21 protein-coding genes and 3 pseudogenes are annotated in these 21,790 nt (G+C 66.9%); 6 read left to right on the top strand and 18 right to left on the bottom strand.

The window, feature by feature from the left end:
* Window positions 1-57: 57 nt before the first annotated feature.
* From H0X95_RS36365 to H0X95_RS02075, 3 pseudogenes are all read right to left on the bottom strand, one after another.
* A pseudogene (locus H0X95_RS36365) lies at window positions 58-537 on the bottom strand (TrbI/VirB10 family protein); the annotation flags it as partial.
* Window positions 538-837: 300 nt separating this feature from the next.
* Window positions 838-1,278: pseudogene (locus H0X95_RS36360) on the bottom strand (type IV secretory system conjugative DNA transfer family protein); the annotation flags it as partial.
* Window positions 1,259-1,873: pseudogene (locus H0X95_RS02075) on the bottom strand (tyrosine-type recombinase/integrase); the annotation flags it as partial. The pseudogenes H0X95_RS36360 and H0X95_RS02075, both read right to left, overlap by 20 nt.
* Before the next feature lie 58 nt (window positions 1,874-1,931).
* Here H0X95_RS02075 and H0X95_RS02070 point away from each other — a divergent pair.
* Window positions 1,932-2,093, top strand: a complete 162-nt coding sequence (locus H0X95_RS02070; protein WP_154641141.1) for a hypothetical protein — start codon at window positions 1,932-1,934, stop codon at window positions 2,091-2,093.
* Between the two features lie 81 nt (window positions 2,094-2,174).
* Here the strand turns inward: H0X95_RS02070 and guaA are convergent, their stop codons facing one another.
* The 5 genes from guaA to H0X95_RS02045 all read right to left on the bottom strand — a co-directional run bounded on the left by guaA (window position 2,175) and on the right by H0X95_RS02045 (window position 7,860).
* Window positions 2,175-3,794 (bottom strand): glutamine-hydrolyzing GMP synthase, encoded by a 1,620-nt coding sequence (gene guaA, locus H0X95_RS02065; RefSeq protein WP_006495569.1) that lies wholly within the window; start codon window positions 3,792-3,794, stop codon window positions 2,175-2,177.
* 107 nt (window positions 3,795-3,901) lie between these two features.
* Window positions 3,902-4,510: a hypothetical protein gene (locus H0X95_RS02060; RefSeq protein WP_006495568.1), complete on the bottom strand. Its 609-nt coding sequence runs from the start codon at window positions 4,508-4,510 to the stop codon at window positions 3,902-3,904.
* Window positions 4,511-4,516: 6 nt separating this feature from the next.
* Window positions 4,517-5,977 (bottom strand): IMP dehydrogenase, encoded by a 1,461-nt coding sequence (gene guaB, locus H0X95_RS02055; protein ID WP_006488752.1) that lies wholly within the window; start codon window positions 5,975-5,977, stop codon window positions 4,517-4,519.
* Window positions 5,978-6,257: 280 nt separating this feature from the next.
* On the bottom strand, window positions 6,258-7,067 hold the full coding sequence (locus tag H0X95_RS02050; protein WP_059720685.1) for a DUF2182 domain-containing protein: 810 nt from the start codon (window positions 7,065-7,067) through the stop codon (window positions 6,258-6,260).
* A 28-nt stretch (window positions 7,068-7,095) separates the two neighbouring features.
* Window positions 7,096-7,860 carry a DUF899 domain-containing protein gene (locus tag H0X95_RS02045; RefSeq protein ID WP_059720674.1) on the bottom strand — a complete coding sequence of 255 codons (765 nt, stop codon included), beginning with the start codon at window positions 7,858-7,860 and terminating at the stop codon, window positions 7,096-7,098.
* A 114-nt stretch (window positions 7,861-7,974) separates the two neighbouring features.
* On the opposite strand from H0X95_RS02045, the gene H0X95_RS02040 reads away from it, so the two are divergent.
* The 3 genes from H0X95_RS02040 to H0X95_RS02030 all read left to right on the top strand — a co-directional run bounded on the left by H0X95_RS02040 (window position 7,975) and on the right by H0X95_RS02030 (window position 11,000).
* Window positions 7,975-9,195, top strand: coding sequence for a hypothetical protein (locus tag H0X95_RS02040; protein WP_059720675.1), 1,221 nt, complete (start codon window positions 7,975-7,977; stop codon window positions 9,193-9,195).
* A gap of 31 nt (window positions 9,196-9,226) precedes the next feature.
* Complete coding sequence (locus H0X95_RS02035) at window positions 9,227-9,913, top strand: Vgb family protein (protein ID WP_034178530.1); 687 nt, start codon at window positions 9,227-9,229, stop codon at window positions 9,911-9,913.
* A 121-nt stretch (window positions 9,914-10,034) separates the two neighbouring features.
* Entirely contained in the window at window positions 10,035-11,000 is a 966-nt protein-coding gene (locus tag H0X95_RS02030; protein WP_006483819.1) for a DMT family transporter, read from the top strand.
* Window positions 11,001-11,042: 42 nt separating this feature from the next.
* On the opposite strand, the gene H0X95_RS02025 is transcribed toward H0X95_RS02030, so the two are convergent.
* Entirely contained in the window at window positions 11,043-11,366 is a 324-nt protein-coding gene (locus H0X95_RS02025) for an RnfH family protein (RefSeq protein WP_006478513.1), read from the bottom strand.
* A 4-nt stretch (window positions 11,367-11,370) separates the two neighbouring features.
* Window positions 11,371-11,808 (bottom strand): type II toxin-antitoxin system RatA family toxin, encoded by a 438-nt coding sequence (locus tag H0X95_RS02020; RefSeq protein ID WP_006483809.1) that lies wholly within the window; start codon window positions 11,806-11,808, stop codon window positions 11,371-11,373.
* Between the two features lie 99 nt (window positions 11,809-11,907).
* Here H0X95_RS02020 and smpB point away from each other — a divergent pair, with 99 nt between their 5' ends.
* Window positions 11,908-12,354 carry an SsrA-binding protein SmpB gene (smpB, locus tag H0X95_RS02015; RefSeq protein ID WP_059720676.1) on the top strand — a complete coding sequence of 149 codons (447 nt, stop codon included), beginning with the start codon at window positions 11,908-11,910 and terminating at the stop codon, window positions 12,352-12,354.
* A 152-nt stretch (window positions 12,355-12,506) separates the two neighbouring features.
* On the opposite strand, the gene H0X95_RS02010 is transcribed toward smpB, so the two are convergent.
* The 3 genes from H0X95_RS02010 to ppsA all read right to left on the bottom strand — a co-directional run bounded on the left by H0X95_RS02010 (window position 12,507) and on the right by ppsA (window position 16,523).
* Window positions 12,507-13,442 (bottom strand): SPFH domain-containing protein, encoded by a 936-nt coding sequence (locus H0X95_RS02010; RefSeq protein WP_006483815.1) that lies wholly within the window; start codon window positions 13,440-13,442, stop codon window positions 12,507-12,509.
* A gap of 33 nt (window positions 13,443-13,475) precedes the next feature.
* Complete coding sequence (locus H0X95_RS02005; RefSeq protein ID WP_059720677.1) at window positions 13,476-13,910, bottom strand: NfeD family protein; 435 nt, start codon at window positions 13,908-13,910, stop codon at window positions 13,476-13,478.
* 210 nt (window positions 13,911-14,120) lie between these two features.
* The gene (ppsA, locus tag H0X95_RS02000; RefSeq protein WP_006483823.1) at window positions 14,121-16,523 is read right to left on the bottom strand and encodes a phosphoenolpyruvate synthase; all 2,403 of its coding nucleotides are present in this window, start codon (window positions 16,521-16,523) and stop codon (window positions 14,121-14,123) included.
* A gap of 375 nt (window positions 16,524-16,898) precedes the next feature.
* Here ppsA and ppsR point away from each other — a divergent pair, with 375 nt between their 5' ends.
* Window positions 16,899-17,714: a posphoenolpyruvate synthetase regulatory kinase/phosphorylase PpsR gene (ppsR, locus tag H0X95_RS01995; RefSeq protein ID WP_006483812.1), complete on the top strand. Its 816-nt coding sequence runs from the start codon at window positions 16,899-16,901 to the stop codon at window positions 17,712-17,714.
* 99 nt (window positions 17,715-17,813) lie between these two features.
* Here the strand turns inward: ppsR and H0X95_RS01990 are convergent, their stop codons facing one another.
* From H0X95_RS01990 to fabZ, 5 genes are all read right to left on the bottom strand, one after another.
* Window positions 17,814-18,596, bottom strand: coding sequence for a TrmH family RNA methyltransferase (locus tag H0X95_RS01990; protein ID WP_034201586.1), 783 nt, complete (start codon window positions 18,594-18,596; stop codon window positions 17,814-17,816).
* Entirely contained in the window at window positions 18,593-19,237 is a 645-nt protein-coding gene (gene rnhB / locus H0X95_RS01985; RefSeq protein ID WP_006483830.1) for a ribonuclease HII, read from the bottom strand. The genes H0X95_RS01990 and rnhB overlap by 4 nt, the downstream gene beginning before the upstream one ends.
* A complete protein-coding gene (gene lpxB, locus H0X95_RS01980; RefSeq protein WP_059720678.1) occupies window positions 19,234-20,403 on the bottom strand; it encodes a lipid-A-disaccharide synthase in 1,170 nt (389 codons plus the stop codon). Before lpxB ends, rnhB begins: the two co-directional genes overlap by 4 nt.
* A gap of 3 nt (window positions 20,404-20,406) precedes the next feature.
* Window positions 20,407-21,195: an acyl-ACP--UDP-N-acetylglucosamine O-acyltransferase gene (gene lpxA, locus H0X95_RS01975; RefSeq protein ID WP_006483825.1), complete on the bottom strand. Its 789-nt coding sequence runs from the start codon at window positions 21,193-21,195 to the stop codon at window positions 20,407-20,409.
* A 67-nt stretch (window positions 21,196-21,262) separates the two neighbouring features.
* A complete protein-coding gene (fabZ, locus tag H0X95_RS01970) occupies window positions 21,263-21,730 on the bottom strand; it encodes a 3-hydroxyacyl-ACP dehydratase FabZ (protein ID WP_006495559.1) in 468 nt (155 codons plus the stop codon).
* Window positions 21,731-21,790: the final 60 nt, after the last annotated feature.

Below are 21,790 nucleotides of genomic sequence, written 5' to 3'. Positions count from 1 at the left end.
GTGAACCGGGGCAGCACGCCAACCGAACCGGCAGCCCGCTTGCGAATTATCGCGACATCAAACGACGCGCAACAACGCAGGCGAGACCGATGCCGCTTCGGCCGGAAAGCTTAGCGTCGGCTGAATGTTGAGATTGCGACGGGTCATCTCCTGCCCAGCCTGATTCACGCTGTCCTGCAAGCTGTCGCGCCCGGCGATGATGACGCGATCGCCGTTGCGGTTTTCCGGCGCAGCCAGCTCGGCGCTGACGCCCAGCAGTGTTGTCAGCGCCGCGCCGGCAAAGATGCGATCCCAATGCCAATCGACGCCATCCTCCAGGCCGCCGTAACCGGCCGGGTCGGTGCCGGCCAGGTTGTCCAGCGTGAGCGAGGACGTGTCCGGCAGGATGATGCGGTTCCAGACGACTTGAACTCTGCTCTGCCCATAGGCGACCTGGCTGTTGTATTTGCCGAAGATGCGCGAACCCTGCGGGATCAGCAGATAGCGGCCCGTCGCGGTGTCGTACACCGGCTCCGTCATTGTGCCGATCACGTCCCCCGGCAAGTCCGACTTGATGCCCGTCACCAGCGCCGCTGCGATCACCGTTCCGGCCATCACCTGATACGGCGAGGTCGGCATTTGCAGGTTGCCGGAATTACGGGTTTCTGTGGTTCCGGCTTTCTGGAACGCCTCCTTCTGGTCTTGTCGGTTCTGCACGGCGGTTTGGTCGGCGGGCTGCGCCGCCGTCGAGGCCGGGCCGGCAGCCTGCGGGTCGAAGCCCGCCAAGCCGGACGGCGGCGCGGCCGAAGCGGTCTGTGCGGGTGCGGCCGCGGTGCGCTGGTTGCTGGAGCGGAAGAACACCATCACTACCGCCTCGTCGGGCGGGAGCTGCATCACTTCTCCCGGCGTCAGCAGCGAACGTGCGGTTTCCTGGCGCGAAACCATCAGGTGCCCAAGCCACGGCGCGAGCCGGTGGCCCGCGTAGTTGCGCTGCGCGCGCAGCTCGGTCGCCGTGCCGAGCGTTTCCGAAATGCGCTTGGCGGTCCGTTCGTCGTTGGTGGCGAACGTCACGCGCACATGGCAGTTGTCGAGGATGGAATGGTTCTGGCCGTAGGCCTTGTCGATCTGGTTGAGCGACTGCGCGATGAGGAAGCTGCGAATGCCATAGCCGGCCATAAATGCCAACGCCGTCTCGAAGAAGTCGAGCCGGCCCAGCGCCGGAAACTCGTCGAGCATCAGCAGCAGTTTGTGGCGACGCTCGGTGCCATCGCTACCATCGAGCGATTCCGTGATCCTTCGGCACGAAAGTCGCAATCGACGCCGCGCCTACATCATCGGCCGGGTTGTCCACCTTCTCGCCATGCAGGATGGCGAAGATAAAGACCTGCTTCACGATGTCGCGGACGTGGACCGCGGTGGCGGGTGCACCGCGCGCCTTCACCTTGTTGCAGAGGGCTCGCAGGTCATCGGCGGTGATTTCGTTGAGTTGGCGGTTCTGGAAGACCGGCAGGATGTCTCGATCGACGATGTGCTTGCGCATCGCCTTCGTGCTGTCGGCCATTCTGGCGTCCGCCATCCACTTATCGGCCACGTCGCCAAAGGTCTTGGCCGCAGTCAGCCGACGCTTGTCGCGCTGCTTCTCCAGTGCCGGGGATTTGCCTTGGGTGACGGCCCTCTTGGCGTCGATCAGCTTTTCGCGGGCCAGGGCCAGCGAAATGCCGGCCGGCCCATAGCGGCCGATGGTCAGGGTTTCGCGACGTCCGTTGAGACGGTAATCGTAGCGGAAGGTGACGGTACCGGTAGGCGATACCGTCACGTACATCCCATCGCGGTCAGAAGCCTTATAAATCTTGGACTTAGGCTTGAGATTGCGCAGTGCGGTGTCGGTAAGCATCGAGGTTTTCCTCCTGTTTCGTGACGGCTTTTACCGTCAGGGGCCAGGAGACCTGCTGATGCCCGGAAAGCCGCATGAAATAAGCTTTCCCGAGGAGACTTTTACCGTCAAAGACGGCTTTGGTCTGGATAGTGAATGGGAGGGTTTTAATCCGGCCTTCGGTTCTTACCGCCACTTCTACCGCCAACCTGTTTTGCTGGCCAGCGATAGCCACCGATAGCCGCCGTGACGTATTTTCTTTTAAATCAATACGTTATGACAGTTTTTCGATAGCTAGCGATAGTCCCCGAAGGACCTGATTTCACTCCCACTCGATCGTCGCCGGCGGCTTCCCCGAGATGTCGTACACCACACGATTGATCCCGCGCACTTCGTTGATGATCCGGTTCGACGCGCGGCCGAGCAGCGCGTACGGCAGATGCGCCCAGTGCGCAGTCATGAAGTCGGTCGTCTGCACCGCGCGCAGCGACGTCACATAGTCGTACGTCCGGCCATCGCCCATCACGCCGACCGACTTGACCGGCAGGAACACCGCGAACGCCTGGCTCGTCAGGTCGTACCAGCTCTTGCCGACATCGGCCTCGCCGCACAGGCCGGCAGCCGCATCCTGCGCGGTTGCCGTCGTGCCGCGCAGTTCCTCGATGAAGATCGCGTCCGCGCGGCGCAGCAGGTCCGCGTACTCGCGCTTCACTTCGCCGAGAATCCGCACGCCGAGGCCCGGGCCCGGGAACGGATGGCGGTATACCATCTCCGGCGGCAGGCCGAGCGCGACGCCCAGCTCGCGCACTTCGTCCTTGAACAGGTCGCGCAGCGGCTCGAGCAGCTTCAGGCCGAGCGTTTCCGGCAGGCCGCCGACGTTGTGGTGGCTCTTGATCGTCGTCGCCTTCTTCGTCTTCGTGCCGCCCGATTCGACCACGTCCGGGTAGATCGTGCCCTGCGCGAGCCACTTCGCCTTCGACAGCTTCTTCGCCTCGGCCTGGAACACCTCGACGAACTCGCGGCCGATGATCTTGCGCTTCGCTTCCGGATCGGTCACGCCGGCCAGATGGCCGAGGAACTGGTCGGATGCATCGACATGCACGACCTTCGCATGCAGGCGGCCCTCGAACATGTCGAGCACCATCTTGCCTTCGTTCAGGCGCAGCAGGCCGTGGTCGACGAACACGCAGGTCAGCTGATCGCCGATCGCGCGATGGATCAGCGCGGCCGCGACGCTCGAATCGACGCCGCCCGACAGGCCGAGAATCACTTCCTCGTCACCGACCTGCTCGCGAATCTTCGCGACGGCTTCCTCGATGTGGTTCTTCATGATCCAGTCGGGCTTCGCGCCGGCGATCTGCAGCACGAAGCGTTCGATGATCTGGCGGCCCTTCACGGTGTGCGTGACTTCCGGGTGGAACTGCACCGCGTAGTAGCCGCGCGCCTCGTCGGCCATGCCGGCGATCGGGCAGCTCGGCGTCGACGCCATCAGCGCGAAGCCCGGCGGCAGCTCGGCCACCTTGTCGCCGTGGCTCATCCACACTTTCAGCATCCCGTGGCCTTCGGCCGTCGTGAAATCCTCGATGCCGTCGAGCAGGCGCGTATGGCCGTGCGCACGCATTTCCGCATAGCCGAATTCGCGATGGTCGCTCCACTCGACCTTGCCGCCGAGCTGCACGGCCATCGTCTGCATGCCGTAGCAGATGCCGAGCACCGGCACGCCGAGATCCCATACGGCCTGCGGCGCGCGCAGTTGGTGGTCTTCGTACGTGCTCGCGTGGCTGCCCGACAGGATCACCGCCTTCGGCGCGAACTCGCGGACGAAGTCGTCGGACACGTCGTTCGGATGGATTTCGCAGTAGACGTGCGCTTCACGCACGCGCCGTGCAATCAGTTGGGTGACTTGCGAACCGAAGTCGAGAATCAGGATTTTGTCGTGCATGGCTGCGGACGGGATGAAGAGAATAAGAAAAGCAGCGCATCGAGCGCTGCGTCAAAAGCATGGACAGCGGCGTCGGGCGGCAGGCGGCACGCGCGACGCATCGCCGGTCAATCCTGCATCGGCGGGCGTTCGTCGAGGGCGACGCCGCCGCCCGACGATGCGCGGGAACCGGACGAGGCCGGCGACGATCCGGCCGGCGCCACGGGGCGGCCGACGACCGGCTCGACACGCTGCGCGGCAGGCGCCGACGCCGGCGCCATCGCCGGTTCGGCCGGCCGCTGCGCCGGTGCGCGCGCCTCGAGCGCCTGCGCTTTCTCGCGCCGGCGCACGGCCGATGCGAGCCGCACGCCGCCGAGGCCCAGCACGATCAGCGCGACCCCGGCCACGGCCGACAGCACCCGGCCGGCGGCCGCGAGCGCGGGCCCGCTGCCGGTGCCGATCGACCACACGACCGTCAGCACGCCGGTCAACCAGTACACATGGCCGACCGAGCGCGCGACGGGCGCCGTGAGGTCACCGTTGAACGCCGCATGAAACGCGAGCCACGCGAGCCCGAGCAGCGCGATGCCGAACGCCTGGCCGAGCATCGCCGGCTGGATGTTCGCCAGTTGCAGCGCATTGAACAGCGCCTGCCAGGGCGTCAGCACGAACAGCACGCCGAACGCCAGCAGCAGCACGGCGTCGACGATCAGCACGGCTCGCAGCAGCGGTTTCATCGGCGCTCAGTCCACGTGGTAGTTCGGCGCTTCCTTCGTGATCTGCACGTCGTGCACGTGCGACTCGCGCATGCCCGCCGCGGTGATCTGGACGAATTCGGCCTTCTCGTGCAGCTCGTCGATCGTCTTGCAACCGCAGTAGCCCATGCTCGCGCGCACGCCGCCGACCAGCTGGAACAGGATCGCGTTGACCGAACCCTTGTACGCGACGCGGCCTTCGATGCCTTCCGGCACGAGCTTGTCGATGTTCGCCGAATTGTCCTGGAAGTAGCGGTCAGCCGCGCCGTCCTTCATCGCACCGACCGAACCCATGCCGCGGTACGACTTGTACTGGCGGCCCTGGTACAGGAACACGTCGCCCGGCGCCTCTTCGGTGCCGGCGAACATGCTGCCCATCATCACGGCGTTCGCGCCGGCCGCGAGGGCCTTCGACACGTCGCCCGAGAAGCGCACGCCGCCGTCGGCGATGCACGGCACGCCGGTGCCCTTCAGCGCTTCCGCGACGTTCGCGATCGCGCTGATCTGCGGCACGCCGACACCCGCGACGATCCGCGTCGTGCAGATCGAGCCCGGGCCGATACCGACCTTGACCGCGTCCGCGCCGTATTCGACCAGCGCCTTCGCGGCGGCGGCCGTCGCGATGTTGCCGCCGATCACCTCGACGTGCGGGAAGTTCTGCTTGACCCAGCGCACGCGCTCGAGCACGCCCTTGCTGTGGCCGTGCGCGGTATCGACGACGATCACATCGACGCCGGCCTGCACCAGCAGCTCGACACGCTCTTCGTTGTCCGGACCGACGCCGACCGCCGCGCCTGCGCGCAGCTTGCCGTGTTCGTCCTTGCACGCGTCCGGGTGTTCGGTCTGCTTCGTGATGTCCTTGACGGTCATCAGGCCGCGCAGTTCGAACGCGTCGTTGACGACCAGCACGCGCTCGAGGCGGTGGCTGTGCATCAGCGCCTTCGCTTCGGCGAGCGGCGTGCCTTCCTTGACCGTGACGAGGCGCTCGCGCGGCGTCATGATCGACTTGACCGGCTCGTCGAGGCGCGTTTCGAAACGCAGGTCGCGGTTCGTGACGATGCCGACCAGTTGCGGGCCTTCGACGACCGGGAAGCCCGAGATGCCATGCTGGCGCGACAGCGCGATCACGTCGCGCACCTTCATTTGCGGCGGCACCGTGATCGGGTCGCGGACGACGCCCGACTCGAAACGCTTGACCTTCGCGACTTCGCGGGCCTGTTCGGCCGGCGTGAGATTCTTGTGGACGATACCGACGCCACCCTGCTGCGCCATCGCGATCGCGAGGCGACCTTCGGTGACCGTGTCCATCGCGGCGGACACGAGCGGCATGTTCAGGGAGATGTTGCGGGTCAGCTTGGTCTTGAGGCTGGTGTCGCGCGGGAGAACGTCGGAGAAGGCGGGAACGAGGAGCACGTCATCGAAAGTGAGTGCTTTTTGGATCAGACGCATGGCAAATCCTATGGGCGCAAAAGCGAATTATACGCGAAGCGCCGCGAATTTTCACAACACGAACAACGGCTTAGCCGGTTTCGGCCGTTCGGGGGCCGAATCGTTCGGATCGCCGTTCGGTTCGTTTTCGATCGCCTTTCGTTTCACCGCCGCATCGCGCCATTCGCGCAACCGGCCGCCGGGCGGCGAGTGTCCGTGTCGCGGCGGGGCCACACGGCCGCGACGGCGGCGGCCGCGCGCACGGCCCGGCGCCCCGCCGAAGCGGCTTGCCTGCCCTGCCTCACGCCAGCCCGGCCGCACGGGCGATCATCGCCATGCCGCCCGCCACCACCCCGCAACCGACGATCCGCGCGACGCGCCCGCCGATCGACGCAGCGCGTTCGGCGGCGATTGCGACCGTCACGACGGCCATCACGCGCAGATCCATCATGCCGGCCGCCAGCGCGACGGCCATCAGGTTCCCGCAACACGCGCCGCACCGGATCGCGGCGCGCACGCCGTACCGCCACGCCGTGACGACCGCCACCCGCGACGGGTGCACGCCATGTGCCGCCGCGTGCCGGCAACCCGCCAGCCGGCGCGCCTTCCACGCGGAGAATTGCAACGCACCCGCGGCCAGCACGACGACGCCCGCCGCGACCGGCATCGCACGGGCAAGCGCCGGCAGCCGAACGGCGGCCGTCGTCAGCACCGCGCCGGCCGGAAACACGAGTGCCCCGAGCGCCATCCAGACCGAGAAATACCCCGCGCCCGCGACGACGACGAGCCAGGCCGATCGCGCCGCCGCCGCCGGACCGATGCGCTGGCGGTAGCACCAGAGCATCGGCGCGAGCACGGGCAGCATCATCGTCACCGTCATCGCGCCCCACATTCCGGCGAACGCCGCGAATGCGCGCCCGGCGCTCTGGCCGCACGGCCGCAGCCAGGCGGCCGAGGCCGTCCAGCCGCCGGTCATCGGCTCGCCGCCCATCGCCGCCATCGACGTGTGCTGGGCCAGCGTCGCCACCGCGGCGACCGCGAACACGGCCGCGACCGCCGCGCCGAATGCGCGCGGATCGGCGGCCGCCTCACCGGTGGTCGTTCGTATCATCGCGCGCGCCCGTCCGTGGCCGGCCCGCTCAGCCGCGCGCGTACTCATCGTGACGGCGCCACCACGGGCCGGCCTCGTTGCGTCCGCGCGGCGCGCGGTCGAGCCACTGGTACATCCCCCACAGCCCGTCGAGGCCGCGCGCGTAGGTCGAATACGTGTGATAGATCGCGCCATCCTCGCGCACGAACGCGCTCATCCCCGGCCGGTCGAGCGAATACGTGACCGCGTCGGTGCCGCACGTGGCCGCGAACTGCACGACGGGCGCCGGCGGCGGATCCACGTCCATCGCGTGACCGGCCCGCGCGTAGTTGTATTCGACGTCGCCCGCGCGCTGCTGCGTTTCGGTGAACGACACGTTGAAGTCGAAGTTGAAATCGCTGCCGACCGACGACGCCCACGGGAACGTCCACCCCATCCGCTGCCGGTACGCGAGCAGTTTCGCGAGCGGCGCGCGCGACACGGCCGCGAGCGTCACGTCGTGGTGCGCCAGATGCACGGCGAAGCCGTCGAAGCCGTCGGCAAGCGCCGAGCACGACGGGCAGCCGGCCTTGTAGTCGGGGCCGAACATGAAGTGATAGACCAGCAGTTGCGAACGGCCGCGAAACAGGTCGTCGAGCGTCGCCTGCCCTGCCTCGGTATCGAACCGGTAAGTCTTGTCGACGCGCACCCACGGCAGCGCCTGGCGCCGCCGCGCGAGTTCGTCGCTTTGCCGCGTCAGCGCCTTTTCCGCGTCGAGCAGCGCGCGGCGTTCGACCAGCCATTCGTCGCGGGTTCCGGTGAGATGGGTCGTCATTGCGGGTTCCTCCTTCCGATGGGTATCCGGGCACGGCGTACGGGGCCGTGTGCGTGGTGCTAGATTAGTGCCGGGCATCGGACCGGAGGGAGTGACAACTGTGTCGGGATTCGGATGGATTCGCTGATCACGGCGGCCGCGCGCGCGCTCGCGGCCGGTGACGCGCTCGGTGCGCTGAACCGCGTCGCGCTGCGCGACGATGCGCCGGCGCTCGCACTGCGCGGGATCGCGCTCGCGCAGCTCGGCGATTTCGAACGCGCGCGCGCGCTCGTCCGCGGCGCCGCGCGTGCGTTCGGTGCGAAGGAAGCGGTTGCACGGGCGCGCTGCGTCGTCGCGGAAGCCGACATCGCGCTCGCGTCGCGCGACCTGCGCTGGCCGACGCGTGCGCTCGAGGCGGCCTGCGCGACGCTCGACGCACACGGCGACCGCGCGAACGCCGCGCATGCCCGCTATCTCGGGGTACGCCGGTTGCTGCTGATCGGCCATCTGGACGAGGCCGAGCAGCTGCTGGCGCATCTCGATCCCGCACCGCTGCCGCCCGCGTCGCGCGCCGCCCATGAATTGATCGCGGCCGGCATCGCGATGCGCCGCATCCGCACGCACGCAGCCCGTGCGGCGCTTGCCCGTGCCCGCGCGGCCGCCCGCGCCGCCGGCATTGCCGCGCTGACGGCCGAGGTCGACACCGCGGCGCGCGTGCTCGACGCACCGGCCGCCCGGCTCATCGCACGCGGCACGTCGCGGCTCGTGCCGCTCGACGAAGTGGAGACGCTGTTCGAATCGAATGCGCTCGTCGTCGACGCGTGCCGCCACACGGTGCGCGATGCGCGCACGACCGTGTCGCTCGCGCGCCGCCCGGTGCTGTTCGTGCTCGCCCGTGCGCTCGGCGAGGCGTGGCCGGCCGACGTGTCGAGAAACGCGCTCGTCGCCGCCGCGTTCCGCGCGAAACAGGCGGACGAATCGCATCGCGCGCGGCTGCGCGTCGAGATCGGCCGGCTGCGGGCGGTGCTGCGCCCGCTCGCGAACGTCGTCGCGACGCCGCGCGGCTTCGCGCTCGAACCGCTCGGCGTGCGCGAAACCGTCGTCCTCGCGCGCCCGGTCGACGATCGCCATGCGGCCGTGCTCGCGCTGCTTGCCGACGGCGAAGCGTGGTCGAGTTCCGCGCTGGCGCTTGCGCTCGGCGCCAGCCAGCGCACGGTGCAGCGCGCGCTCGATTCGCTCGCGGAAACCGGCAAGGTCCAGGCGCTCGGCCGCGCACGCGCGCGCCGCTGGCTGACGCCGCCGCTGCCCGGATTCGCGACGACCTTGTTACTCCCGGTTGCGCTGCCGGGAGATTAGGATGGCCGCATCGAACGACGAGGTGACGAACATGAAACGCTCCACTGCAGACATCCTTCACGAGTACGGTCCGTTTCCGGGCGTCGACGGCGTGCACGGCGTCACGTTCGACGGGCAGCACGTGTGGTACGCGTCCGGCGACAAGCTGAACGCGCTCGACCCCGAGCGCGGCACGACGGTCCGTTCGCTCGACGTCGCCGCGCACGCGGGCACCGCGTTCGACGGTCGCCACCTGTTCCAGATCGTCGAGGACCGCATCGAGAAGATCGACCCCGAATCGGGTCGCGTGCTCGCGACGATCCCGGCGCCCGGCGGCGGCGCCGATTCGGGGCTCGCGTGGGCGGAAGGCACGCTGTGGGTCGGCCAGTACCGCGAACGCAAGATTCATCAGGTGGATCCGCAATCGGGCGCCGTGCTGCGCACGATCGAATCGAACCGCTTCGTCACCGGCGTGACGTGGGTCGACGGCGAGCTGTGGCATGGCACGTGGGAAGGCGACCAGAGCGACCTGCGGCGCATCGACCCGCGCACGGGCCAGGTGCTCGAGCAGATCGACATGCCGGCCGGCGTCGGCGTCTCGGGGCTCGAATCCGACGGTCACGACCGCTTCTACTGCGGCGGCGGCAACAGCGGCAAGCTGCGCGCCGTGCGCCGCCCGGCGCGCACGCATGCCGACGGCGACGGCACGGCGGCGACACCCGATCCGGCAGACGGCTGATCCACCGCGCGCCCACGCTGCCAGGACGCGCCGCCCTGCGCCGAGTGCAGGAATGAACAAGACGCCGCCGCGACGGCATCGCTAAGATGCGCGCACGTCAATCATTTGTTCGGAGCGGTCGATGCAGCGCGGCGTGGTGTACGGTGTCCTGGCAGGCGCCCTGTGGGGCATGGTGTTTCTCGTGCCGCGGCTGCTGACCGATTTTTCGCCGCTGCTGCTGAGCGCCGGCCGCTATACGATGTACGGACTCGTGTCGCTCGCGGCCGCGTTGCCGGCCGCCCGCTCGCTGCTCGCGCGGCTGACCCGCGAGGATCTCGTCGCACTGGTGAAGCTCGCCGTCGTCGGCAACGTCGCGTATTACATGCTGCTGTCCGGCGCCGTGCACCTGATCGGCATCGCGCCCAGCTCCCTGATCGTCGGCGTACTGCCCGTGACCGTCACGCTCGCGGGCCTCGGCGACCACGGCGCCGTGCCGCTGCGGCGGCTCGCCGCCCCGCTCGCGCTGGTGATCGCGGGCATCGTCTGCATCAACGTCGACCTGTTCACGTCCGAAGCCGCGCACGCCACGACGCTCGCCCAGAAGCTCGCGGGCATCGCCTGCGCGGCGGGCGCGCTCGCGAGCTGGACCTGGTATGCGGTGGCGAACGCGCGCTACCTGCAGCGCCATCATCGCTTCGGCGGCAACGAATGGTCGGTGCTGTGGGGTGTCGTGACGGGTTTGATCGGCGGGCTCTGCTGGCTCGCGATCCTCGCAGTGCCCGCCGGCACGGTGCAGGCCGCCGTCCCGGCATCGCGCTGGCAATTGTTCTGGCTGCTGAATCTCGTGCTCGCGATCGGCGCGTCGTGGCTCGGCAACGGGCTGTGGAATGCCGCGTCGAAGCGGCTGCCGCTCACGCTGTCGGGCCAGTTGATCGTGTTCGAAACCGTGTTCGCGATGCTGTACGCGTTCGTGTACGACCAGCGGATGCCGCACGCGCTCGAGATCGCCGCGCTCGTACTGCTGCTCGCCGGCGTGTACGGCTCGGTGCGACGGCACGGCGACACGCCGGGCAGCGCATCGACAAATGCAAACGCCGCGGCGCACTGAGCGCCGCGGCGTTTGATCAGACCAATCCGAGCGAACCGCGCGTCAGCGCGCGTCCTTGTGCATCCACTTGCGGCCCTCGATCGAGCCGGCGCGGCGGGATTTGTCGACGCGCCGCTGGCGCGCGAGCTTCGGATCGACGATCAGCGGGCGGTAGATCTCGACGCGATCGTGATCGACGAGCGGCGCATCGAGCGGCGCGAGCTTGCCGTAGACACCCGTCTTCGCGTGCGCGAGATCGATCTCCGGATGCAGCGCGAGCACGCCGCTCGCATCGATGGCCGAGCGCACGGTCGCGCCTTCGGGCAGCGACAGCGGAATCAGTGTCTGGCGGTCCGGCAGTGCGTAGCAGACTTCGATCGACAGCATCGCGTCACCCCTTCCCGTAGCGTTGATCGGCGCGCTTCACGAACGAATCGACGAACGTGTTCGCGATGTGGCTGAACACCGGCCCGATGATCTTCTCGAGCAGGATGCTCGAAAACTCGTAGTGCAGCGCGAATTCGATCTTGCACGCATCGGCGCGCAGCGGGATGAAGCGCCATGAGCCCGTGAACTTCTTGAACGGCCCGTCCGCGAACTCCATGTCGATCCGGGTCGGACGCTGCTGCGTGTTGCGCGTCGCGAAATGCTGCTTGATGCCCTTGAAGTTGATGTCGATGCGCGCTTCCATCCCGCTCTCGTCCTGACGGCGAATCTCGACACCGCCGCACCAGGGCAGGAAATTGGGGTAGTCGGCCACGTCGGTGACGAGGTCGAACATCTGTTCCGCCGAGTGGCGGATCAATACGGTTTTCTGGACATCTGCCATAAATCGCGCGGCATCGCTTAAAGTGGGAACGCCAAGCCGGGCGATTCCCGCCCTGCTTTGCTAAAATCGTGATTTTAAACGAGTTGGCCCGATCCTTTCATGAGCATCATCGACAACAGGAAAGCGCACTTCGATTATCACATCGAGGAACGCTACGAGGCGGGGCTCGTGCTGGAGGGCTGGGAAGTCAAGGCGCTGCGCGCCGGGCGCGGCCAGATCAAGGAGGGCTACGTCGTGGTGAAGAGCGCCGAGATCTTCCTGATCGGTACCCATATCAGCCCGCTGCCCGAAGCCTCCACGCACATCAAGCCCGACCCGGTGCGCACGCGCAAGCTGCTGCTGCACCGCGAGGAAATCAAGAAGCTGATCGGCAAGGTCGAGCAGCGCGGCTACACGCTCGTGCCGCTGAACTTCCACTACAAGGGCGGCCGCGTGAAGTGCGACATCGCGCTCGCGAAGGGCAAGAAGCTGCACGACAAGCGTGAAACCGAGAAGAAACGCGACTGGGAACGCGAGAAGGCACGCATCATGCGCGCCGGCACCTGACACACCCCGCGCGCATCGCAAACGACACGGCCCGCTCGAAGCGGGCCGTGTTGCTTTGAACTGCCTGAATCGCGCGGCGGGTCGCCCGGCTGCGCGACGATTCGCCGCACGACGATGCGTGCGCGGCAACCGCGCGCGCATCGATTTCGGGCTCAGCCCTTCGCGACCGACGCCGCGCCCGCGCTCTTGACGATCGTCAGCGCCGACGAAATTGCGGTGCCGAGATCCGACAGGTTCGACGGCACGATCAGCGTGTTGCCCTGCTTCGCGAGATTCGAGAACGCGCCGACATACTGCTCGGCGACCTTCAGGTTCACCGCATCCATCCCGCCTTGCGACTGGATCGCGCTCGCGATCTTCTGGATCGCCTGCGCGTTCGCCTCGGCCACCGCCAGAATCGCGGCGGCTTCGCCCTGCGCCTGATTGATCGCGGCCTGCCGCTCGCCTTCCGACTTCTGGATCGCGGCTTCGCGCGCACCCGACGCGAGGTTGATCTGCTCCTGCTTGCGACCTTCGGATGCGGCGATCAGCGCGCGCTTTTCGCGCTCCGCGGTGATCTGCGCCTGCATCGCGTGCAGGATCTCCTTCGGCGGCGTCAGGTCCTTGATCTCGTAGCGCAGCACTTTCACGCCCCAGTTCGCCGCGGCCTGGTCGAGCGCCGACACGATGTTGTGGTTGATGAAATCGCGTTCCTCGAACGTCTTGTCGAGTTCGAGCTTGCCGACCACCGAGCGCAACGTCGTTTGCGCGAGCTGCGTGATCGCCAGCACGAAGTTGCTCGATCCATACGATGCCTTCATCGGATCGGTCACCTGGAAGTACAGCACGCCGTCCACCTGCAACTGCGTGTTGTCGCGCGTGATGCAGACCTGGCTCGGCACGTCGAGCGGAATTTCCTTCAGCACGTGCCGGTACGCGATGCGATCGACGAACGGCAGCACGATATTGAGGCCGGGCGACAACGTCGCGTGGTAGCGCCCGAAGCGCTCGAGCACCCATGCATGCTGCTGCGGCACGATCTTCACCGTCTTCGACACGATCACGATCGCGATGACGAGCAGGACAACCCAGATGATCAGCGAATCCATGAAATATTCCCTCCTTGTTGTATCAGCGGACGATCAGCCCGCGGGTTTCGCCACGACCACGAGGCAATTGCCGCGCACGGCGCTCACCTGGTACACGTGCGCATCGTCGCGCTCGCCGGCCGCGAGTTCGACGTCCCAGTCGGCGCCGCGATACTGCACGCGTGCGCGGCCGTCACGCCACGCGTCGACCGTGACGGTCGAGCCGATATCGAGATTGACGTCGGGATTCGTCGACGTGTCGCGCTTCTGCTTGCGACCGAGCCCCGAGCGGCGCAGCACGATCATCGCGACGATCGCGACCGCGGCCGCCGCGCCGAACTGCACGCGCGGCGCGAAACCGGCCAGTTGCAACAGCCCGCCGGCGAGAAAGCCGAGCGCGATCATCAGCAGATAGAACGTACCAGTCAGCAATTCGGCCACGACCAGCACGCCGACCCCGACCCACCAGAACAGATGCCCCGACATCATTGTGGTCTCCAGAAAAACGTCCCCGATGCTCACTATATTCGTTGCGCTCGCAGCTGTGCGAAGCGGTCGGCACGCTTCGGACAGCCCGGCGAGTACCGACGAAAAAAAACACCCCGGTGCTTACCGGGGTGTTTATAGCACGAACCTTGCATTTTGCCTTCAACGAAAGTGCGGCGGACCGCCCTTTCGCCGAAGTTGCATCACGAATCGTTACTTGCGGTTGGCGGCGAGCGCCTGCCACGTATCGATGATCGTGTCGGGGTTCAGCGAGATCGACACGATGCCTTCGTCCGTCAGCCATTGCGCGAAGTCCGGGTGATCGGACGGGCCCTGGCCGCAGATCCCGACGTACTTGCCCATCTTGCGGCAGGTATCGATCGCCCGCTTCAGCAGGAACTTGACGGCCGGGTCGCGTTCGTCGAAGTCGACGGCCAGCAGCTCCATGCCCGAATCGCGGTCGAGGCCGAGCGTGAGCTGCGTAAGGTCGTTCGAGCCGATCGAGAAACCGTCGAAGTGTTGCAGGAACTCCTCGGCGAGGATCGCGTTGGTCGGGACTTCGCACATCATCACGAGGCGCAGGCCGTTTTCGCCGCGCTTCAGGCCGAACTTCTCGAGCAGGCCGACGACGCGCTCCGCCTGCTTCACGGTCCGCACGAACGGCACCATGATCTCGACGTTGGTCAGGCCCATCTCGTCACGCACGCGCTTCAGTGCACGGCATTCCATCTCGAACGCCTGCGCGAAGTCCTCGGCGATGTAGCGCGACGCGCCGCGGAAGCCCAGCATCGGGTTTTCCTCGTCCGGCTCGTAACGCGAACCGCCGATCAGCTTCTTGTACTCGTTCGACTTGAAGTCGGACAGACGCACGATCACGGGCTTCGGATAGAACGCCGCCGCGATCGTCGCGACGCCTTCCGTCAGCTTGTCGACGTAGAACTGGCGCGGCGACGCGTGACCGCGCGCAACGCTCTCGACCGCCTTCTTCAGGTCCTGGTCGATGTTCGGGTACTCGAGGATCGCCTTCGGGTGCACGCCGATGTTGTTGTTGATGATGAACTCGAGACGCGCGAGGCCAACACCGCCGTTCGGCAGTTGCGAGAAGTCGAACGCGAGCTGCGGGTTGCCGACGTTCATCATGATCTTGACCGGGATTTCCGGCAGTTCGCCGCGCTGCACTTCCGTGACTTCCGTCTCGAGCAGCCCGTCGTAGATCTTGCCTTCGTCGCCTTCCGCGCACGACACGGTGACGAGCGCGCCGTCCTTCAGGATGTCGGTCGCATCGCCGCAGCCGACGACGGCCGGCACGCCGAGTTCACGCGCGATGATCGCCGCGTGGCAGGTGCGGCCGCCACGGTTCGTGACGATCGCCGCCGCACGCTTCATCACCGGCTCCCAGTTCGGGTCGGTCATGTCGGCCACCAGCACGTCGCCCGGCTGCACGCGTTCCATTTCCGACGGGTCCTGGATCACGCGCACGGGGCCCGCGCCGATCTTCTGGCCGATCGCGCGACCCGTCGCGAGCACCTGCGACTGGCCCTTCAGCTTGAAGCGCTGCTCGGCCTTGCCGGTTGCCTGGCTCTTCACCGTTTCCGGACGCGCCTGCAGGATGAAGATCTTGCCGTCGCGGCCGTCCTTGCCCCACTCGATGTCCATCGGACGCTGGTAGTGCTTCTCGATGATGACCGCGTACTTCGCCAGCTCGATCACGTCTTCATCCGTGATCGAGTAGCGGTTGCGCTGCTCGTGCGGCACGTCGACCGTCTTCACGCGGCCCGGTTCGCCCGGCTGCGTGAATTCCATCTTGATCAGCTTCGAGCCGATCGAGCGGCGGATGATCGGGTACTTGTCCTGCGCGAGCGTCGTCTTGAACACGTAGAACTCGTCCGGGTTCACCGCGCCCTGCACGACGGTTTCGCCCAGGCCGTAGCTCGACGTGATGAACACGGCGTCCTTGAAGCCCGATTCGGTATCGATCGTGAACATCACGCCGGCGGCGCCGACGTCCGAGCGGACCATGCGCTGCACGCCGGCCGACAGCGCGACTTCGGCGTGCGTGAAGCCCTTGTGCACGCGATACGAGATCGCGCGGTCGTTGTACAGCGACGCGAACACGTGCTTCATGCGGTCGAGCACGTCCTCGATGCCGACGACGTTCAGGTACGACTCCTGCTGGCCGGCGAACGATGCGTCGGGCAGGTCTTCCGCGGTTGCGGACGAGCGCACGGCGAACGACAGCTCGCTCGGCGAGCCGTTCTTCAGCACTTCGAACTGCGCGCGGATTTCCTGCTCGAGGCGCGGCTGCAGCGGTGCGTCGACGATCCACTTGCGGATTTCGGCGCCGGCTTCGGCGAGCGCCTTCACGTCGTCGATGTCGAGCGACTCGAGACGCTTGGCGATGCGATCGGTGAGGTCGTTGTGCTTGAGGAAATCGCGGAACGCGAGCGCGGTCGTGGCGAAACCGGTGGGTACGCGAACGCCTGCTTCGGAAAGCTGGCTGATCATCTCGCCGAGCGACGCATTCTTGCCGCCCACGATCTCCACATCGGTCATCCGCAACTGCTCGAACGGAATTACATACGCCTGGTCCTTTGCGACGTTTGCTGCGTTAGTCATACAAGCCCCTAAGTGTGAAAAAAATGCTCGATCGCGCAAGTGGGCTCGAACGCGGGCGCTTGCAAAAAGGCGCGGCGCGTCTTACGCAACCTGTTAGATAAACACTCGCAGCGGCGAAAATCTTCCGACCCGATTTGCAAAAATCCCGGCAGAAGGGCGATATTTTCAGACAAATCGCCAGACTTGCCGGGAATTCTGGAATCGCGCGGCCCAGCCACGGGCGCCGTTCGCGCCCCGCCCCCGCAATTGCTTATCCAACAGGTTGCCGCTATTCTACCGTGCCGGCTGCCGGATGTGGCGCGACCTTGTCACTGGGTCTGGAGGCGAACCTCCAGCCGCCCGCGCAACCGCCCTTCACGCTCGACGCCCAGATTCATGCTGCCTACCGTATTCATCGTCTCCGACGGCACCGGGATCACTGCCGAAACCTTCGCGCATTCGATCCTCTCCCAGTTCGACCAGAAATTCCGCCTCGTGCGCGTGCCGTTCGTCGACTCGCTCGACAAGGCCTATGCGACCGTCGAGAAGATCAACGAGGCCGCCGTGCACGACGGCCGTCGCGCGATCGTGTTCACGACGCTCGTCGACAGCGAGTCGAACGACATCGTCAAACGCTCGAACGCGCTCGTGCTCGACATGTTCCAGCGCTTCGTCGAACCGCTCGAGCAGGAACTGGAGCTCAAGTCGAGCCATGCGATGGGCCGCGGCCACCAGAACGCGGACACCGAGGAATACAAGACGCGGATCGAGGCGATCAATTTCTCGCTCGCGCACGACGACGGCCAGTCGAACCGCAACCTGTCGGAAGCCGACGTGATCCTCGTCGGCGTGTCGCGCAGCGGCAAGACGCCGACGAGCCTGTACCTCGCGATGCAGTACGGCGTGAAGGCGGCCAACTATCCGCTGATTCCGGAAGATTTCGAGCGCGGCAAGCTGCCGTCGGCGCTGTCGCCGTACAGCGAGAAGCTGTTCGGGCTGTCGATCGACCCGCAGCGCCTGTCGGAGATCCGCAACGAGCGCCGGCCGGGCAGCAAGTACGCGGCGCCCGAGAACTGCCGCTACGAGATCAACGAGGCCGAAGCGATGATGCGTCGCGAAGGGATCAAGTGGCTGTCGTCCACGCACAAGTCGATCGAGGAAATCGCGACGACGATCCTGCAGGAAATCCGTCTCGACCGGCAGTCGTACTGAGCGTCGGTGCGCTGGCGGCCGTCTGGCCGCCGCCCAAAGCAAAAAGGCCGCGTCGAACGCGGCCTTTTTCGTATTACGGCACCTGCCGCGCATGCGGCGTCACGCCGGCCGCTGCTGCCGCACCTGCTCGAACAGACACACCGCTGCTGCCGCGGCAACGTTCAGCGACTCCATTCCGCCCGGCTGCGGAATCGTCACGCGATGCGTGGCCGCATCGCGCCAGAAGGCCGACACGCCTGCGCCTTCGTTGCCGAACACCCATGCGACGGGCGCCGACAGGTCGCAGTCGTAGACGGCCTGCGCGCCGTGCGAGTCGGTCAGCGCGACCGGTACGGCGAGGCGTCCGGAGAGCTCGCCGGCATCGACGTCCTCATGGATCGACAGCAGGAAATGCGCACCCATGCCCGAGCGCAGCACCTTCGACGACCACGCGTAGGCCGTCCCCGGCGCGCAGAACACGTGACGCACGCCGGCCGCCGCCGCGCTGCGCAGGATCGAGCCGACATTGCCGGCGTCCTGCACGCCGTCGAGCACGACCGACGTCTCCGTCACGCGCGCGGGCAGCGGGTGCGCCGGCCGATCGACCAGCAGCAGGAAGCCGACGCCGTTGACGACGTTCGACAACTGTCCGAACAACGCGTCCGGCAGCGTGACGATCCGCTGCGCGTCGATACGCGCGACGATCGCCTGCGCCTCGGCATGGCCAAGCGCACCTTCGGTCGTGACGCACAGCTCGGGCGTCGCACCCGTGTCGAGATACGCGCTCGCGAGATGGAAACCTTCGAGCAGCGCCTGGCCGCTGCGGCGCTGCTGGGGCGTCGAACCCGCGAGCGCCTTCAGGCGCTTGTACAGCGGGTTGTCGCGGGAAGTGATGCTTTTCATCGAATCAGATCAAGCGCCGCACGAACCGGCGCGAACGAGCGCCGGTGCGCTTCGCACGGGCCATGTTCGCGCAATGCGGCGAGGTGTTTCGCGGTGCCGTAGCCCGCATGCACGTTGAAGCCGTACACCGGGAAGCGTTCGTGCAGGTCGACCAGCATGCGATCGCGCGTGACTTTCGCGAGGATCGAGGCGGCCGAGATGCTCGGCACGAGCGCGTCGCCGCTGACGATCGCCTCGGCACGCACGCTCAGCGTCGGGCAGCGGTTGCCGTCGATCTGCGCGAGCGTCGGCAGCACCGACAGCCCTTCCACGGCTCGCTTCATCGCGAGCATCGTCGCGTGCAGGATGTTCAGCGTATCGATCTCGTCGACGCTCGCCGACGCGACGCAATACGCGTGCGAACGCGCGACGATCAGGTCGTACAGCAGGTCGCGCTTCTTCGCGGACAGCACCTTCGAATCGTCGAGCCCGTCGATCGGCCGCGCCGGATCGAGGATCACCGCGGCGGCCACCACCGGCCCCGCGAGCGGGCCGCGGCCGGCTTCGTCGACGCCGCACACGATCTCGTCCGGGCGGCTGAAATCGAAACCGCCCTGCCCGTCGCTCGGCGCGCGGCGGCGCGGTGCACGGACGGCGGTCATGCGCGCCCCTTGCGTTGCTCGAGCACGCGCACGACGGCCTCGGCCGCCTTCGCGGCCGTGTTCTGCCGCAGCGAAAGATGCATTTCGGTAAACACTTCGGTCAGTGTACGGCGATTCGCGTCGTCGCGCAGCTGCGTGAGCGTCGCATCGGCGAGCGCCTCGGGCGTCGCGAAATGCTGCAGCAGCTCGGGCACGACGAAGCGTCCCGCCAGGATGTTCGGCAAGCCGACATACGGCAGGTAGCCCTGCCGGCGCATGATCTGCCCGGTCAGCCAGGGCACCTTGTACGAGATCACCATCGGCTTCTTCAGCAGCGCGGCTTCCAGCGTGACGGTGCCACTCTTCACGAGGATCGCGTCGGCGGCCGTCATCGCGACCTGCGAGCGTCCGTCGGTGATCGTCAATGCGAGTTGCGGATGGGCGTCGACGAGCGGCTGCAGCAGTTCGCGCAGCGCGGGCGTCGCCGCCGGCATCACGAACCGCACGCCGGGCTCGCGCTGCTGCATCAGCGCCATCGCCGCGAAGAACGTCGGGCCGATCAGTGCGATCTCCGAGCGCCGGCTGCCCGGCAGCACCGCGATCACGGGGCCGTCGGCCGGCACACCCAGCGCGATGCGCGCGCCGTGCGTGTCGGGTTCGAGCGGGATGTCGTCGGCCAGCGGGTGGCCGACGTAGGTCGAGGCGACGCCGGCCTTGTCGAGAATCGCCGGTTCGAACGGAAACAGGCACAGCATGTGATCGACGGACTTCGCGATCTTCTTGATCCGGCCGCCGCGCCACGCCCAGATCGACGGGCACACGAAGTGGATCGACGGGATGCCCGCGTCGCGCGCGGCCTGTTCGACGCTGAAGTTGAAATCGGGGGCGTCGACGCCGATGAACGCGTCCGGCCGCTCGGCCAGCAGCTGGCGCTTGAGTTCGCCGCGAATCCGCAGGATCTCGGGAATCTGGCCCAGCGCCTCGACATAGCCGCGCACGGTCAGCTTGTCCATCTGCCAGTGCGAGTCGAAGCCCTGCGCGATCATGCGCTGCCCGCCGATCCCGTAATACTGGGCCGATTCGGGCAGCCGCTCGCGCAGCCCGCCGAGCAGCGACGCCGCGAGCAGGTCGCCCGACGGCTCGCCAGCCACCATCGCGAGCCGGAGCTGATTGGTCGGGAGCGGCATCGCTTAGCGGATGATGCCGCGTTGCGACGCGTCGATGAACTCGACGAGCGCCTTCACCGGTGCATCGCCGTCGCCGCCCGCTCCCGCGAGCTCGCGCAGTTGCACCTTCGCCTCCTCGAGCGACAGGCCGTTCTTGTACAGCACGCGGTACGCGCTGCGCAGCGCCGAGATCGCATCGGCCGAGAAGCCTCGCCGGCGCAGCCCTTCGACGTTGATCCCGTGCGGCTCGGCCTTGTTGCCCGCCGCGATCACGAACGGCGGGATGTCCTGCACGAGCGCCGACGCGCCGCCCAGCATCGAGTGCGCGCCAATGCGCACGAACTGGTGCACGCCCGACATCCCGCCGATGATCGCGAAGTCGCCGATCTCGACGTGACCGGCCATCTGCGCGTTGCTCGACAGGATCACGTTGTTGCCGACGCGGCAGTCATGGCCGATGTGCACGTAGGCCATGATCCAGTTGTCGTCGCCGAGCGTCGTCACGCCGACGTCCTGCACGGTGCCCGTGTGGATCGTCGTGAATTCGCGGATCGTGTTGCGGTTGCCGATCACGAGCTTCGTCGGCTCGTCCTTGTACTTCATGTCCTGCGGACGGCCGCCGACCGACGCGTAGTGGCCGATGCGGTTGTCCTCGCCGAGCGTCGTATGGCCTTCGATCACGCTGTGCGAGCCGATCGTCGTGCGCGCGCCGATCGTGACGTGCGGGCCGACGATCGCGTACGGGCCGATCTCGACCGATTCGTCGATCTGCGCGCCCGGCTCGACGATCGCGGTAGGATGAATCCTGGTCATGCGCCGTTGCCTCTCGATATGATGTGTCGCGTTGCTCGCGTTACGTTATCCATGCGTGCCGCGTCGCTCAGGGCGCCGCGTCGGCCGTCTTGACCGTGCACATCAGTTCGGCTTCCGCCGCCACCTTGCCGTCCACTTCCGCCACCGCCTTGAACTTCCAGATGCCGCGGATGTAGCGCTCGAACGTCACGTTCAGAATCAGCTGGTCGCCCGGTTCGACCACGCGCTTGAAGCGCGCGCCGTCGATCCCGACGAAGTAATACAGCGTGTTCTCCGGATCCTTCGGCTGCTCTTCCGCGAACGTCAGCAGCGCCGCGGCCTGCGCGAGCGCCTCGAGGATCAGCACGCCCGGCATCACCGGCCGCTTCGGGAAATGCCCCTGGAAGAACGGCTCGTTGATCGACACGTTCTTCAGCGCTTTGATCCCTTTGTGCGGTTCGAGTTCGAGCACGCGATCGACGAGCAGAATCGGGTAGCGATGCGGCAGCAGCGTGAGGATCTTGTGGATGTCGAGGTTGATTTTTTCAGTGCTCATGATGGTTCGTCTCACGCAGAGGCTGCGCGGTGGTGATGCAAAGGCTGAAGCGGGCCGCCG

It is taken from the genome of Burkholderia sp. 9779_493 (assembly GCF_015712215.1).
GTDB lineage: Bacteria > Pseudomonadota > Gammaproteobacteria > Burkholderiales > Burkholderiaceae > Burkholderia > Burkholderia cenocepacia.
Note: the sequence above shows the minus strand (reverse complement) of the source record. Positions and strands in the feature narration are given on the sequence as shown.